Here is a 15,448-nt window from a genome sequence, read left to right on the forward strand (position 1 = left end):
CATACCGAATGTTTTTTCTGCCGTAACTGTTTTATCAATACGTTTAAAATCACCTATTAGAGACGCTATGCGCCATTTCACAGGCGGTATCTTACTGGCCCTTTTTGTAACAGCCTGTAAAACAGCCGCTCCGGTTGTTCAGCAAACACCACCGGAACCCGTTATTCTGACGCTCGGCAATAAAGCCTTCACGACCGACGATTTCTTTCAGTCGTTCACCAAAAACCAGCTTTCGTCCGACTCAACCCAACGTACCGACGTCAAAAGTTACTTTGACCTTTACACAAACCTTAAGCTAAAAGTACTGGCGGCTGAGTCTGATGGCCGTGATACAACGGAAGCGTTTCGGGAGGAGATGAATACCTACCGCAAACAACTGGCGCAATCCTATCTGACCGATAAAGTGTTGGTAGAATCGCTGGCGGCCGAAGCCTACCAGCGTATGCAGGAAGAAGTTAATGTATCGCATATCCTGATACCCATTTCGGAGTACGCTCAGCCCGGCGACACGCTCGCAGCGTATCAGACCAGTCTATCGCTTCGCAAGCAGGCCCTGGAAGGAGCTGATTTCGCTAAACTGGCGCGTGAAAATTCACAGGATGTCAACTCAGCTCAAAACGGAGGCAGCCTGGGGTACATAGCCGCCTTCAGTGTGGTTTATCCGCTGGAAACTGCGGCTTACACAACGCCCGTTAATGGCATTTCGATGCCTGTTCGTACGCGGTTTGGCTACCACATCCTCAAAGTAAACAACCGTCGGCCGAGCCGGGGACGCGTGCGTGTAGCACACATTCTGGTACGTATGAGCCCCGGTGCCGACGAATCCGGACAAAAAGCCGCTCAGGAACGGATCGACAAAGCGTTTGCCCAATTGCAGCGTGGCGATTCCTTCGAGCAGGTTTGCCGACTGGTCTCCGACGATGCAACGTCCAAAGCCAATGGTGGTGTGTTACCCCTATTTGAACCGGGCCGTTGGGTTCCTGCCTTTGAAGATGCGGCCTTTGCGCTCAGCAAACCCGGTGATTATTCCAAACCGGTTCGAACTAATTACGGCTGGCATATCATCAAGCTCATCGAGCGTAAAGGATTGGACTCGTTCACGACGCTTGCGCCCTCGCTGCGGCAGCGCGTCACGACCGATAGCCGTGCCGATGTGCTGCGGCAGGTTACCGTTCAACGGCTACAAAAAGAATATCCCGTTCAGACCGATCAAACACTTTTAGCGAGCGCAATTGCCAAAGCCGACAGCAGTCTCCTGCGCGGCCAGTGGCGTTATACCGAGCCGCTTGATGCGACGCTGCAAAACAAACCACTGGTAACCATTGCCCAACAGCCTTATACGGTAAATCAATTCTTCGCCTACGTTCGGCAGCGGCAGCAGCCACCCCGAAACCCGGCCTTGACGGCTTCTTCGGCAGCAGTGGATAAACCGGTTGGCGGGTCGGCAGCGATTGCGATGCGCCGGCTGTTCGACCGTTTCGTTGGCGATCAGTTGATTGCGAACGAAGAAATGAATCTGGACAAAAAATCACCTGAGTTCCGGGCGTTACTGACCGAAATCCGGGATGGTGTTCTGCTCTCTCAAATGATGGAACAGAACGTCTGGGAACGGTCGATGGTCGATTCAACGGGGCAGCGGCAATACTTCGAACAGCATAAAGACAAGTATCGCTTTCCCGAACGAGCCAGGGCCACCCTTGTTGTTGCTCAGAATGACAGCCTGCTCAAACAGGCCGTCAGCATGCTGAGCAGTCGGCCACCTTATCAGCTTCGACGGTCGGCAGCCCCATTATCCTTTGCCAAAAGCCAGACAGCACTCAGTGAAAACCTGCGTGAATCACTCTTTGATGTACTGGTGGTGATGAGCACCAACCCCGATTATGTAGTCGAAGTCAGCGGCTCCCACGATGCCACAGAAGCCGACTCGGTATCAGCGGGACGGATTCGTTCGGTCGTTAGTTATTTGCAGAAGAACGGCATTCCCCTGAGCCGTATCATGGAAAAGGATTTTCAGGGTGTACGGCCGGGAGCCGTTAAAGACGCCCAGCGCAATGTGTCGTTTCAATACTTTAGTAATGCGAAAGACGACATCGCCAAAGTCCTCAACAGCAGGTACACGACAACAGCGGGTCCCGTTCGGCCGGACAACCCGGCGGGCGCAACACGATTGTCCGACGCCCCGGCGGTTAGCATCATTACCGGCCTGTTTGCACAGGGAGATAATCCATTTCTGGATGCAATCGGTCAGTGGAAAGCCGGAACAACCACGCTTCACCGCGACAACAAGGCAATTTCTGTGATGATTGAGCGTATTGAACCTGCGCGGGCCAAAACTTTCGACGAAGCACGGGGAGCCGTTATCAATGAATACCAGACCACCCTCGAAAAGCAATGGCTGGCCCAGCTTCGGCAAACTTACCCGGTGAAAGTCAATGAAGACCAGCTTCGAAAACTGGTCAAATAGCCGTTTCATTCCCTGTCCGGAAAAGCGAGGTTCGGATTTCCGGACAGTCTGACTTCTCTCAGGCAGAAAACACAATAGATTTCAGTCTTAAAAATGCTTAAAACGCAGAGTAACAACCATTCTCTGCTTATCTTTAAATCATGAAAAAAGTAATAAGCAGTGTGCTCATTGGTTTGATAGGATGGTTTCTGACCGTGCCTACGTTTGGGCAGGGCCAGGGCGTTAGCCTGAACAAGATCATCGCCAAAGTCGACAACTACTACGTGCTTCGGTCTGATCTGGAAGAAGCCTATCAGTCATACGTTGGCCAGAACCAGACGCCCCCACAAAAATGTCAGCTACTGGAAAGCCTTGTCATTAACAAAATGATGCTGGCCAAAGCCGAAATCGACTCCGTTGTCGTTGACGATAAAATCGTAGACAGCGAGCTCGACTCTCGCATGCAGTACATGGTTCAGCAGTTTGGCTCGGACAAAAACATTGTGGAAGCTTACGGCAAAAGTCTGGAAATGCTGAAAAGCGAACTACGGTCGCAAGTGAAAGACCAGAAGGTAGTTCAAAAAATGCAACAGAAAATCACGACCGACGTAAAGGTAACTCCCCGCGACGTGCGTCGCTTTTACGACGGTATTCCCAAAGACAGTCTGCCTTATATTCCTGCCGAAGTGGAAGTGGGCCAAATCGTACGTTTTGCCAAGCCAACCAAAGAACAAAAAGATGTATTGCGGCAACGGCTGCTGGATATCAAGAAGCAGGTGGAAGCCGGTGCAGATTTTGCGAAATTGGCGAAAGACAACTCCGAAGACGTTGGTTCAGCGCAGAACGGGGGCGACCTGGGCTTTGCGAAACGTGGAATGATGGTGGCTCCTTTCGAAGGCGCGGCCCTGAAGCTAAAGCCGAACCAATTGTCGGACGTCGTTGAATCGGATTTCGGCCTTCACCTGATCCAGCTGATCGAAACCCGCGGTGCCGAATACCACGCCCGCCACATTCTGCTCCGCCCCGACTATAACCGTCTGGATATATCGGGGCCAACGCATTACCTGGATAGCCTGCGCACCCTGATTCAACTCGATTCCCTTAAGTTTGAAAAGGCCGCCAAGGAATATTCTGAGGACAAAAGTACCGCCGATGCCGGTGGATTACTGCGCGATGCACAGTCGGGCAGCAGCCGTATGGCCATGGATGGCTCTATGGAGTATGCGCTGTTCCAGATGCTGGACACCATGAAAGTAGGCGCTATTTCGGTTCCGTTACCTTACCGTACCGAAGACGGAAAAAGTGCGGTACGAATATTGTACTTCAAAAGTAAGATTGCCCCCCATACGGCCGATTATACCAAGGATTTTGAAAAACTACAGGCTATTGTCCTGAGCAATAAGAAAAACAGGGCTATTGACGATTGGTTCAAGAAATCCGTTGCCGATGTGTACATTACTGTCGACCCTGAATTTCATGGTTGTCGTATTTTTGGCACCACTCAGAATAGTGCCGCTACACTAAGTGGAGGAGGAAATTGATGATAAATTAAAACATGGCTACGCGTGCGGTGTTGGATTATGAATTACAGCTTTCACGCTTTATATTTCAAAATCCGTTAGTCTTACGGTGAGCCGGTTCTAATTATCACATCACCGCGAGGGCAACCCCGTTTTATTCATCATTCTTAATTGTAAAAACTGTGCCTTACTCCTCGGATGTTGCGGCTGCCGAAGCCCTTACTGCCTCTTATCAGAAGTTAAAAAACGAGATCTCAAAAGTTGTTATTGGTCAGGATGATACGGTTCGTTTGCTGCTGACGGCCATCTTTTGCCAGGGCCACTGCCTGCTGGTAGGTGTACCCGGCTTAGCCAAGACGCTCCTGATTCAAACAATTGCCGGTGCGCTTGACCTCGACTTCAACCGTATCCAGTTTACGCCCGACCTGATGCCGTCTGATATTCTGGGCTCCGAGACACTGGATCAGGAGCGCAATTTCAAGTTTATCAAAGGCCCGGTATTTGCCAACATTATTCTGGCAGATGAAATCAACCGGACGCCACCCAAAACGCAGTCAGCTTTGCTGGAAGCCATGCAGGAGTACTCGGTTACCATTGCCGGACAGAAGTATGGGCTGGGGCGGCCGTTTTTCGTTTTGGCTACCCAAAACCCGATTGAGCAGGAAGGTACCTATCCCCTACCCGAAGCCCAGCTCGACCGGTTTATGTTCAATATTTATCTGGATTACCCGTCTTATCAATCGGAGCTGGATATTGTTAAAAGCACGACTTCCGATAAGAAATACGATGTTCAGCGCGTTATTACGGGCGAAGAAATCCGGGAGTTTCAGCAATTGGTTCGCCGGGTGCCGGTTGTCGACAATGTGGTTGAATATGCCGTGAAACTCGTGCATAAAACCCGCCCCAATACCGAAATGGCCGCTTCCGATGCCAATCAATATCTGGAATGGGGAGCGGGGCCACGGGCCTCTCAGGCACTCATCCTGGCGGCAAAATGCAATGCCCTGCTAAACGGGAAATACTCTCCCGACATTGAGGATGTTAAGGCGGTAGCATTGCCCATTTTACGCCACCGGGTGGTGCGTAACTTCAAGGCCGAAGCCGAAGGCATTTCCGTTGAGCAATTGATCAAACGCTTATTGTAAGCGTACATTTTGTATAAAGCCAGAAGGCCCACCGCTAAAGCGGTGGGCCTTCTTTTATGACAATAGCTTATCAAACGATAGCCTTACTCGTCGTCCCTATCCCGCAGGTTTGTCTTACCCAGATAATCTTTATCGCCCTCGCCCATACCCGTCGAGTGGTCATCAACGCCGGAGGCATCTACGTTTTCGGTTTCTTCACTCACCAGAAAGCCATCCTGACCGGAAGGCTGGTCTACGCCGGGGGGTTGTTCTTTGTTTTCCATAACGTGTTGTCGTTTTGTTTTCCATACAACCCAAAACAACCCGTCAAGGTTAGACCAGATTATGACTTTACTGCCCAAACGGCCTCATCCGCAACACGAATACCCACCTGCTGGCCAACCCGTAAATCGGTACGGATAGTCAGCAGCCGCAGCAACACATAGCGCGACAGAGCAATCTCCAGCTCGTAATGACTACCCTTGAAAAACACCGCCCGAATAGTACCAACGGCCCCGCCCTCAGTTAGCCGAATCTGCTCGGGCCGTAAACAAATCAACTCATTTGGACTCGTCGGCTCGGGTAAGCCAAGTAAAGGGAGGTATCTGGCTTTTATGATATTGACGGGTCCCGTCATTCGAGCGGCATAAGCGGTTTGCGGCTGGTGATAAACAACCGTCGGCGACCCAAGCTGTATCAATCGTCCATCCCGCATGATCCCCAGCGAATCGGCAATGGAAAGCGCGTCGGTAGCATCGTGCGTAACGATCAGACAGGACGTTGCACGCCCATTACCTGCTCCCTCCCGAACCATATCGAACAGTAAATCGCGCACGATGAGCCGGTTGGGCAGGTCCAGATGGCTGAATGGTTCGTCAAGCAGCAACACCGCAGGTCGGTCGGCAATGGCGCGGGCAATGGCGGTGCGCTGTTTCTCGCCCCCCGATATTTGCCGGGGTACGCGATCCTGCACCTCCGTCAGGCGACACAGCCGCAGCAGTTCATCGACCCGGAAATCGCGGTAGCTTTTCTCAAAAAAGCGAAGTGCATACCGAATGTTCTCCCGGACGGAGACATTGGGCATCAGTTGGTATTCCTGATGCACAAGCCGGATGTCCTTATGACCCGGCACCAGTACGTCGGAAGGACCCGCTACCCGTTCGCCATCCAGACTGACCATGCCGGTATCCGGATCGGCCATACCTGCCAACAGGTTCAGCAGCGTACTTTTCCCCGAGCCGCTGGCCCCCACAAGGGCCATGATCTGACCCGGCTCGAGCGATAGCGATACATTACGAACCGCCGTAACGTTCGAATAGACTTTGGAAAGTTTGGTGGCAGTAAGCATGTAGTGCCAACCGGAACGGTCAGCCATTTACGTGTGAACTCCTGCCCGACCAGCGTAGCTCAACGCATCGACGGTCGGGTGGAGATTTCCTTAAAAAATAAAATTCGTACTCAGGAATGTAGATTTGTGGTGCTCCACAATGTCGTTCAGAATCGCTTTGTTAGTAGCGGTATCTTTCGTAGCTACCGCCGACCGGATTGAGAAGGACCGCAGGGCATCTTCGACCGATAGTGTACCTTCTGCCGAGTCTTTACGGCCGGTGAAGGGAAACGTGTCGGGTCCGCGCTGGCATTGGGCGTTGATGTTCACCCGACTTACCAGGTTCACCAACGGGTCAATTAATCGGGAAATTTCTTCGGTATCGGTACCAAAAATACTCGCCTGCATGCCATGATCGTCCGTAATGAGGTAGTCGATAAACTCTTCGGTGTCGTCGAATACAACCACCGGAATAACGGGACCAAACTGTTCCTCCCGGTATAACCGCATCCCTTCTTTAACCGGCGAGACGACCGCCGGCACAAACAGCGATGCCTCCGTTTCGCCCCCGCCCTCATTAATAATAGACGCGCCCCCTGCTTTGGCATCGGCGATAATGTCTGTCAGGTACTGCGTCTTGTTTGGTTCGGGAAGCGGGGTGATCTGCACACCGGCTTCCCAGGGCATGCCGGGTTTTAGCTTACTCACTTCCGGACTAAAGCGTTTCAGGAATTCGTCGGCAACTGAGCGATGGACCCAGATGATCTTGATGGCTGTACACCGCTGCCCGTTGAACGAAAGTGTACCCAAAAGGCACTCTTTGACGGCTACATCCAGATCGGCATCAGGCAGGATAACGGCGGCATTCTTGGCATCCAGACTCATAATGGACCGTAGCCGGTTTAGTTTTGGATGCTGCCGCTGGAGTTCATCGGCAACCCGACTGGAGCCAATCAGCGTGAGGACGTTTACTTTACCGGACTGCATAACGGGCGGAATGACATTGGCTCCTCTGCCATACAGTGAATTGACAACGCCTTTGGGAAAACTGGTACGGAACGCTTCGAGCAAGGGATAATGCAAAAGAGAGCCATGCTTCGGCGTCTTGAACAGGATGGTGTTCCCCATCAGGATAGCCGGAATGAGCGTTGTGTAGGTTTCGTTGAGCGGGTAATTGAACGGACCCATGGCCAGCACCACGCCCAGGGGCGACCGTCGGATCTGGCCAATTATACCCTCTTCAATCCGGAACCGTGACGAATTTCGGTCCATCGTTTTTAGCGTATCGATGGTGTCGTAGATATAGGTTACCGTCCGGTCAAACTCTTTGGTAGCATCGGCAAGGTTTTTACCGATTTCCCACATAATCAGGTTCACGACCAGTTTTTTCTGTTCAAGCATCTTCCCGACAAATGTTTCCATGCAGGCAATGCGCCCCGCCACCGACATCTGGGGCCACTCGCCCCGTCCGTTATCGTAGGCAGCCACCGCCGATTCGAGTGCTTCGAGTGCTTCTTCAGGACCTGTAACGGGAAAACTACCCACCAGTTGTCGTTGCAGGAGACCATTCTTATCGGGGATGCAGACGGGCGAATACACTTCCGATACGGGACCGTCCCACCGGCGCATTTCGCCGTTGAGCAGGTATTCGCGCTGGTGAATCGGTTCGATACGGTATTCGGCAGGAATCCGGTCATCCGACGGGAAAAGTTGAAAAAGAGTTGAATTAGCCATTATTGAGGAAAGATGGAAAAGAAACGGAAGCAAACGTCGCCATTCGTTCACCGAATTCCAATCTTGTCACAAACAAAGTTGTGCAATTTGTACTAGACATCGAGCAGGTAAAAGTACACGCTAAATCATCCGGCAATAAATACACTGATTGGGTAAACCTTTTCCTTTCGCAGGCGAAGAAGCCACCTATTTAGAAAACATTTTTATCCCACAATCTCCTACATTACCCTAAAAATCAGCGCATTAACAAAATATAATAAATTAAGAAGTCCATGTATCGACCGCAGGTTCAGCCAGTCTTCATTTTTGGACCAGTTGCCATAAGTACGTCAAATAGTTCTATATACTACCCCTTTTGTTCTACGTATAAGGACATATATGTTTGCCCGTTCACTCAATTTTCTAAACGTTTAGAAAGTGTACGAGTTAGAACTTCGAACATCTACTAATTAAATAAATACCATGGGCAATTTATTATACACCATTGCGGTGATTCTGATTATCATCTGGCTACTCGGATTTTTGGGCGTTTTAGGAACTGGAATTGCCTCCAGCGGTCTGATTCACATTCTGTTAGTCATTGCGGTTATTGCAATCATCCTGCGTCTTATTCAAGGACGGGGCGTGTGAGTTGTCGTTAACGATTCCATTTAACGCAAAAAAGCCGGGGGCGACTTAACTGTTGCCCCCGGCTTTTTTGCGTTAAATGAGTATGGAATGATCTTCTAGTTATTCCCGCAGGTCCGGTAAATCCCTTCGTCCGATAACATTTTCACCAGGGCTCAAGCCGCTTCTATAACTCCTGAAACAGTTGGTCAAGAGGGAGCCAGGGTAACGACATTTAACCAGTAAGAAAGTAAAATTTGAAAATGTTCTTCCCAATCCAGTAAGTTGAGTGGCTTGGCGATAAACGAATTGGCCCCTACATCATAGGCCTGTTGAATATCGACCTGGTCTTGGTGATGGCTCAATACCACAATAGGCAAACGAGGATACGACCTCCTGATATCTCTGATTAACTGTAGTCCGGCTTCAGGATGGGGCAGAAGAATGTCCACCAATACTAGCTGAGGAAATAACTGCCTGTCATTGGCGTATACGTTCAGATAATCCAGTGCCTCCTCTACAGTTGTGGCAAAAATAGGTTTTACCTGAAACTTGTTTACTTGACAACTGTAGCCAATAAGTAAATGATGATCGGGATTGGCCTCTACGACCAAAATAGATAAGGAACGATTTACCAATGGATGATTTGTAGCTAGAACAGATTAAACGTCAAAAAAATAACCCGTCAATGAAGAACAGGCCATTAAACTGATGAGATTAGTATAGCAATACAATGGTTTAACTGGGCATCAAAATTATTTGATGATTCTGGAGCAATTCTGAAGATACGAGTTGCTCTAGTGTGCTTGTTTATACCGTGTTGTCGGGCGCTGCTATACACAAAAGGGATGATTGCGGTATAGGGGATACTAGCTCTACGCAGGCTAATACCAGGTCAGTTTAAAACCCAAAAGCTCGTATGTCGCATCAAAAATAACCGACGAAAAGAGCAAAAGAGAAAGGCTTTAAACACTTGTAAAACAAGTATCTAAAGCCTTTAGAAGTACCGGGAGCCGGACTCGAACCGGCATGTCCTTGCAGACAATGGTGTTTGAGACCATCGCGTCTACCGATTCCGCCATCCCGGCGACAGAATCGTCACGCTCTTGCGTGATGCGTTTGTCAAACGTGGGTGCAAAAGTAAGGCGTTAACATGGCTTTTGCAAATAAAAATTAGAGATAAAATGAAGCGGTGCGTTCGTGCAGTTTTCTTAAATTTACCGTACTACAACGTTCCTCATGACCACCTCAAGACTGGTACCCTCCTCTGCCCCCTCCCCGTTCCTTTTCGCTAGCTTAGTGGACAACTTACCCAACGGCATTATCGTCTATGAACCGGTGCACGACAAATTGGGTACGATTATCGATTATCAGACGGTGTACTATAATCAGCGTGTGCTGGCCATTACAGGTCATACCCATGAGGAACTGATGAACCTGTCCCTATTCCAGCGGGCACCTTACGCGCGGGAACACGAAGAGAATTTCAGGCAGGTGGTGGAACGGAAACTTCCCTTTGATGTTGAGCACATCATCCCCGAAAAAAATCGGTGGTTTTCGTTTGAAAATCGTCAGTTAGGCACTGGTTTTTTTACAACTATTCGCGACATCGACGATCTTAGGCGAGCAGAGCTGCAGTTGGAACAACAAAATAAAGTACTCGAAGAAACGATTAGCCGGACTACAGAACAGCAACTACTGCTTAAAAGTGTGCTCGACACCTCGCCAAACAGTATTACCGTTGAACAAGCCATTCGAAACGCTTCTGGTGAGATCATTGACTTTAAGATAACATTAATTAATCCGGCAGCTCTGAGGCTGGGTCAGTTTACAGAAGACGAGGTACTTACGAGAACTGTAAGCGAGTTTAACCCCGAGTTCAAACCGTCGGGCCTGATGGCTGCCTACATCGACGTATTACAAACGGGTAAGCCCTTACAAACTACCTTTTTCGCCAAACCTATTAATAAACACCTGGAGTTGTCAATGACACGGATGGATGCTGACAACATCATCATCCTGCTCAATGACATTACCCAGATGCGGCTCGATGCTGAAGCCCTGCGCAAAAAGAACGAACTACTGGATGGTGTACTTAGTACTTCGCTGAGTTCGATCATGGTCTACGAAGCCGTCCATGACGATACCGGAAAACTGGCCGATTTTCGGGTAGTACTAACCAATGATGCTTCACTAAGGGCCTCTTACCGCACGGAAGAAAATATCGTTGGCCGTTTATTAACCTCGCTTAACCCCGATACGAAAAACACCGGCCTTTGGGATCAATATGTATCGGTTTATGAATCAGGACAACTTTTTCGCGGGAAGCACTACTTTCCTACCCTGGGGAAGTGGTTCGACGCTACCGTGAGCAAGCTTGGCGATGGACTTGTGGCCACCTTCAACGACATTAGTCAGATTTACTCGGCTACACAGCAAATTGAGGAGCAGGCCCAGCTTTTTGACGGAGTCCTGAAAACGATGACCAACGGCCTTTCGGTCCTCGAAGCGATACGGGATGATGCCGGCCATCCTGTTGACTTTCGGTACGTTCGTGTTAGCGAGACGGTTTTGCAAGACACCGGGATGAGCAGTGAGCAGTTAATTGGCCAATCGGTGCTCTCCCTTTTTCCGGATACTATACACACAACCCATTGGGATGCCTTGTGTACAGCTTTACAAAGTAGCCAGCCTCAGCATTTTGAGTCACACTATACATTCGACGGGCACAGCAATTACACCGACAACTGGATCAACCGGCTTGATGCGAACAGACTCATTTCGGTATACGTAACCACCAACGAGCGGAAAGAAGCCGAATCGCTGGCCAAACAGCGGGCCGCTATCTTACAGAGTATTCTGGATGGATGCCAGACTCCCATCGTCCTGTTTGAAGCAATCAGAGATCAGACGAATCAAATTATCGACTTCCGTTACCTGGTTCAGAACGACGCAAATGCCCGCCTGGTGGGCCACCCAATTGAAGAAACCCAGCACAGGACCATGCTGGAGGTACTCCCGAGTCTAAAATCGTCCGGCATTTTTGACCATTATATCGAAGTAGTCGAAACAGGGCAAACCCAACGATTTGAACAGTACTACAGCGATGGGGCTGTTGATGGCTGGTTCGACATTTCAGTCGTTAAACAGGACGACGGAATTGTAGTCGTAGCGCACGACAATACACTCCTTCGCAAAACCCTGCGGTACGCAGAGCAGGTAGTCCTCGACTTACGCCATTCCAATCATAACCTGGAGCAGTTTGCTTACATAGCCAGCCATGATTTACAGGAGCCACTGCGCAAAATTCAGTCATTTGGCAATTTGATCATCGACCAATACGGCCACCTGTTGCCGGATGATGGCCGAATGATGCTCAAACGAATGCAATCAGCCGCCGACAGAATGAGTCAGTTGATCCGCGATTTGCTGACTTACTCCCGACTGACCGCCGAGCTGAAAGCGTTTGAGCCAATTGGCCTCCAGCGGATACTGGCCGAAATCCTGAGCGACCTCGAGTTGGTTATTAACGAAAAGAAGGCGCGTCTACTGTTTCAGGACGAGTCTAAATACCCCTTGATTTGCTTCAATGGCAATCGGAGTCAGTTGCGGCAGTTATTTCAGAATCTAGTTAGTAACGCTCTGAAATTCATTCCCTTAAACAGAACTCCCGAAATAACGTTTCGGGTACAGATGGTTTCGCCAGAGGAAGTGCCTGCATTCGTACCGGATCGAACAATGCGCTCATGGGTCGCTATCGATATTTCAGATAACGGCATTGGATTCGACGAAAAATACCAGGAGCAGATTTTTCATCTGTTCGAACGGCTGCACGGTCGGAATGAATACTCAGGAACGGGAATTGGTCTGGCCATATGCCGCAAGGTAACCGAAAACCATGGAGGTACCATTGTAGCGCACAGTCAGCCAGGCCTGGGCTCTACATTTACAGTATTTCTGCCACTAATTGAATCATGACCGGCTCGCCAGAGCAGGCATCCGGTTAGGTAGTTTACTCGTACCGCAAGGCTTCGATGGGATCGAGTTTAGAAGCACGTACGGCGGGGTAAATACCGGCAAAAAGGCCGACGGTTACACAAACGACAATACCAAGCCCCATCCATACCCAGGGCACAACAAAGCTTCCTTTACCCTGGCTGACAAGCGTGGCAATGAGGTTACCAATGCCGAGCCCCAGGGTTATCCCCCCTAACCCGCCGAGAATGCAGATAACGATAGCCTCGATCAGGAACTGCTCCCGGATACGTTTGGGCGTTGCACCAAGTGATTTTCGGATCCCAATTTCACGGGTTCGTTCAGTAACCGACACCAGCATGATATTGAGCAGCGCAATAGCGGCACCCAGGAGGGTAATAAATCCGATGCCAAAGCCTCCGATCCGGAGGTAACCGGTAATGTTTTCGGTTTCCTTAGCCAGTTCATCTGCTCGCTCGATATCAAACGAATCGGGCTGCCCCAGCGGGTCCTGCCGTACTAACCGCATTACTCCGCGCGCTTCGCCAACGGCTTCATCCTGATCGGCAACGCTGGGTACCGAGGCCGTAATATCAAATGACAGTTTTCGGGTTCCTGCCAGAGCGCGGGCATTATCGAGCGGAATAAGAATCAGTCGATCGTCGCCCCCGCCCGAAAACCCACCTTTCTTTTCCAGCACGCCCACAATTTTGTACTGCGCCCCCGACACCCGAATTAGCTGGTTAAGCGGATTTATTTTCTTTTCAAACAATGTACCCGCTAACTCACTCCCGATAATGGCCACATTGCGGGCATACTGCAACTCGTTTTGCGTCATGTTTCGGCCGCTGAGGAGGGTGTAGCCTTTCACCGACAGAAAAACATCGTCAATACCAATCAACTGGACGTTGGGATTCGTTTTTTTTGAGCCGAATTTGGCTTGTGCAGCCCCCGTTACCACGCTCGAAACGGCAATTGTAGCCCCGTAAGGAAACCGCTGTTTAAAGTGAATAGCGTCGAAATAGTCAATAGGAGCATCCTGCCGTTGTATGCGCCCTCCCCGCCGAAAGGCATCCTGCCGGGCCACAATGTTAAATGTGTTGGCGCCAAGTCCGGCAAAACTACTGTTAACCGAGCTTTGTATGCCCTCAATAGCCGTCAGGATTCCAACCAGTGAGGTGATGCCAATGGCGATAATGAGTGAGGTCAGGATGGTTCGTAAGCGGTTACCCGCAATTGAGCGCAAACCTTCCCGTATATTTTCGAGTAAGTTCATCTAGTAAAGCTGAAGAGATAATCGAGCGAATGCGTGAAATGCGTAGACTTATACGCTTAGTTTTTCCGCTCTTTCACGCATTCGCTCGTTCGTCTATATTTTCTCGCACAATATTTGTGTATCTTTCGTTATAGCAAAACTAGCATAAGCATTTTTATCCGGGAAGCCAATGAAACGTCTGCTGTTACCGCTCATCCTTTTTCTCACGCTGACGGGTCGTGTGTGGGCCTCTAAAATTCTGATTCCCATGGATGATAGCCAGAAGAATCACCTGAAAGCCTACGGAATTGCCTATTGGATACTCAAAACGCATGATACAGAGATCGACTGGCTGCTCAATTACCGGGGTGGCTCATTCATGATGCCGCAAAGCCAGGCGTTCATTAACGAAATGGTCATCCGGGGCGTAAGTTATGAAGTCATTTCAGATGCGCAATCAGCTCAGATATTGTCGGAGGTTTCGGCAGCTGATGCAAACATGGATGCGGTGAAACTGCAAAAACCCCCCAAAGTGGCCGTCTATTCTCCCAAAACAAAACAGCCCTGGGACGATGCCGTAACGATGGTTATGACCTATGCCGAAATCCCGTATGATGTAGTTTTCGATGAAGAGGTCATGAACGGGAAACTCCCCGAATACGATTGGCTTCACTTGCATCACGAGGACTTTACGGGCCAGTACGGCAAGTTTTTTCATTTTAAAGACCAGCCCTGGTACATTGCCCAAAAGCAGGAAGCTGAAAATATTACGCGCAAATTTGGCTTATCCAAAGTGCCTCAGTTAAAACTGGCAGTAAGCCAGAAAATTCGTGATTTTGTACTGGGTGGCGGCTACCTGTTCGCCATGTGCAATGCAACAGATACGTATGATATCGCCCTATCGGCCCACAACACCGATATTGTCGACTCGTTTTACGACGGCGACGGTGCCGATCCCAATGCGAACAACAAGCTGGATTACAGCCAGACGATGGCGTTCCGAAACTTTCAGGTCTACACGAATCCGTTTCTGATCGAGTTTTCCAATATCGACAATCAGCCCGAAGAGCGTGGCCTGAGCGAGCACAACGATTACTTCACCCTGTTCCAGTTTTCGGCTAAATACGACCCCATTCCAACGATGCTGACGCAGAATCACGCTAACGTGATTAAGGGATTCATGGGACAAACAACGGCGTTCAAAAAAAATTACATCAAGCCCGAAGTAGTCATTTTGGCTGAAAACCGCGCGGCAGGTGAAGCTCGTTACATTCACTCACCCTATGGCCGGGGTTTCTTCACATTTTACGGCGGTCATGATCCCGAAGACTACCGGCATGAAATCGGCGAAGAACCCACCGATCTGAATCTTCATCCCAACTCCGCCGGTTATCGACTGATTCTCAACAATATCCTCTTCCCCGCTGCCAAGAAAAAGAAGCAGAAGACCTAGGCAGTGATCTT

The 15,448-nt window shown here is 49.9% G+C and carries 11 protein-coding genes and 1 tRNA gene; 6 read left to right on the top strand and 6 right to left on the bottom strand.

Annotated elements, in window-relative coordinates; all coding sequences use genetic code 11:
- Positions 1 to 67 precede the first annotated feature (67 nt).
- The 3 genes from ACYVJM_RS18400 (at position 68) to ACYVJM_RS18410 (ending at position 5,108) form a co-directional block, all read left to right on the top strand.
- Complete coding sequence (locus ACYVJM_RS18400) at positions 68 to 2,464, top strand: peptidylprolyl isomerase (RefSeq protein WP_461149696.1); 2,397 nt, start codon at positions 68 to 70, stop codon at positions 2,462 to 2,464.
- A 140-nt stretch (positions 2,465 to 2,604) separates the two neighbouring features.
- The gene (locus ACYVJM_RS18405) at positions 2,605 to 3,984 is read left to right on the top strand and encodes a peptidylprolyl isomerase (RefSeq protein ID WP_461149697.1); all 1,380 of its coding nucleotides are present in this window, start codon (positions 2,605 to 2,607) and stop codon (positions 3,982 to 3,984) included.
- A 161-nt stretch (positions 3,985 to 4,145) separates the two neighbouring features.
- A complete protein-coding gene (locus tag ACYVJM_RS18410) occupies positions 4,146 to 5,108 on the top strand; it encodes an AAA family ATPase (protein WP_461149698.1) in 963 nt (320 codons plus the stop codon).
- A gap of 83 nt (positions 5,109 to 5,191) precedes the next feature.
- Here ACYVJM_RS18410 and ACYVJM_RS18415 read toward each other — a convergent pair whose 3' ends face one another.
- From ACYVJM_RS18415 to ACYVJM_RS18425, 3 genes are all read right to left on the bottom strand, one after another.
- Positions 5,192 to 5,371 carry a hypothetical protein gene (locus tag ACYVJM_RS18415; RefSeq protein ID WP_461149699.1) on the bottom strand — a complete coding sequence of 60 codons (180 nt, stop codon included), beginning with the start codon at positions 5,369 to 5,371 and terminating at the stop codon, positions 5,192 to 5,194.
- 59 nt (positions 5,372 to 5,430) lie between these two features.
- Positions 5,431 to 6,462 carry an ABC transporter ATP-binding protein gene (locus ACYVJM_RS18420; protein WP_461149700.1) on the bottom strand — a complete coding sequence of 344 codons (1,032 nt, stop codon included), beginning with the start codon at positions 6,460 to 6,462 and terminating at the stop codon, positions 5,431 to 5,433.
- A 63-nt stretch (positions 6,463 to 6,525) separates the two neighbouring features.
- Positions 6,526 to 8,148: an NADP-dependent glyceraldehyde-3-phosphate dehydrogenase gene (locus tag ACYVJM_RS18425; RefSeq protein WP_461149701.1), complete on the bottom strand. Its 1,623-nt coding sequence runs from the start codon at positions 8,146 to 8,148 to the stop codon at positions 6,526 to 6,528.
- A 462-nt stretch (positions 8,149 to 8,610) separates the two neighbouring features.
- On the opposite strand from ACYVJM_RS18425, the gene ACYVJM_RS18430 reads away from it, so the two are divergent.
- Positions 8,611 to 8,778, top strand: coding sequence for a lmo0937 family membrane protein (locus tag ACYVJM_RS18430; protein ID WP_148562557.1), 168 nt, complete (start codon positions 8,611 to 8,613; stop codon positions 8,776 to 8,778).
- A gap of 185 nt (positions 8,779 to 8,963) precedes the next feature.
- On the opposite strand, the gene ACYVJM_RS18435 is transcribed toward ACYVJM_RS18430, so the two are convergent.
- Complete coding sequence (locus ACYVJM_RS18435; protein WP_461149702.1) at positions 8,964 to 9,392, bottom strand: response regulator; 429 nt, start codon at positions 9,390 to 9,392, stop codon at positions 8,964 to 8,966.
- A gap of 366 nt (positions 9,393 to 9,758) precedes the next feature.
- Positions 9,759 to 9,842: transfer RNA gene (locus tag ACYVJM_RS18440), tRNA-Leu, on the bottom strand.
- Positions 9,843 to 9,993: 151 nt separating this feature from the next.
- On the opposite strand from ACYVJM_RS18440, the gene ACYVJM_RS18445 reads away from it, so the two are divergent.
- The gene (locus tag ACYVJM_RS18445) at positions 9,994 to 12,732 is read left to right on the top strand and encodes an ATP-binding protein (protein ID WP_461149703.1); all 2,739 of its coding nucleotides are present in this window, start codon (positions 9,994 to 9,996) and stop codon (positions 12,730 to 12,732) included.
- A gap of 34 nt (positions 12,733 to 12,766) precedes the next feature.
- Here the strand turns inward: ACYVJM_RS18445 and ACYVJM_RS18450 are convergent, their stop codons facing one another.
- Positions 12,767 to 14,005 (bottom strand): ABC transporter permease, encoded by a 1,239-nt coding sequence (locus ACYVJM_RS18450; protein WP_461149704.1) that lies wholly within the window; start codon positions 14,003 to 14,005, stop codon positions 12,767 to 12,769.
- A 169-nt stretch (positions 14,006 to 14,174) separates the two neighbouring features.
- Between ACYVJM_RS18450 and ACYVJM_RS18455 the strand changes: the two genes are divergently transcribed.
- The gene (locus ACYVJM_RS18455; protein WP_461149705.1) at positions 14,175 to 15,437 is read left to right on the top strand and encodes an asparagine synthetase B; all 1,263 of its coding nucleotides are present in this window, start codon (positions 14,175 to 14,177) and stop codon (positions 15,435 to 15,437) included.
- Positions 15,438 to 15,448: the final 11 nt, after the last annotated feature.

This window comes from Spirosoma pulveris (assembly GCF_054781875.1).

Coding starts and splice junctions, on each gene's coding strand:
- ACYVJM_RS18400 (WP_461149696.1), top strand. CDS start 68: ATGCGCCATTTCACAGGCGGTATCTTACTGGCCCTTTTTGTAACAGCC.
- ACYVJM_RS18405 (WP_461149697.1), top strand. CDS start 2,605: ATGAAAAAAGTAATAAGCAGTGTGCTCATTGGTTTGATAGGATGGTTT.
- ACYVJM_RS18415 (WP_461149699.1), bottom strand. CDS start 5,371: ATGGAAAACAAAGAACAACCCCCCGGCGTAGACCAGCCTTCCGGTCAG.
- ACYVJM_RS18420 (WP_461149700.1), bottom strand. CDS start 6,462: ATGGCTGACCGTTCCGGTTGGCACTACATGCTTACTGCCACCAAACTT.
- ACYVJM_RS18425 (WP_461149701.1), bottom strand. CDS start 8,148: ATGGCTAATTCAACTCTTTTTCAACTTTTCCCGTCGGATGACCGGATT.
- ACYVJM_RS18430 (WP_148562557.1), top strand. CDS start 8,611: ATGGGCAATTTATTATACACCATTGCGGTGATTCTGATTATCATCTGG.
- ACYVJM_RS18445 (WP_461149703.1), top strand. CDS start 9,994: ATGACCACCTCAAGACTGGTACCCTCCTCTGCCCCCTCCCCGTTCCTT.
- ACYVJM_RS18450 (WP_461149704.1), bottom strand. CDS start 14,005: ATGAACTTACTCGAAAATATACGGGAAGGTTTGCGCTCAATTGCGGGT.
- ACYVJM_RS18455 (WP_461149705.1), top strand. CDS start 14,175: ATGAAACGTCTGCTGTTACCGCTCATCCTTTTTCTCACGCTGACGGGT.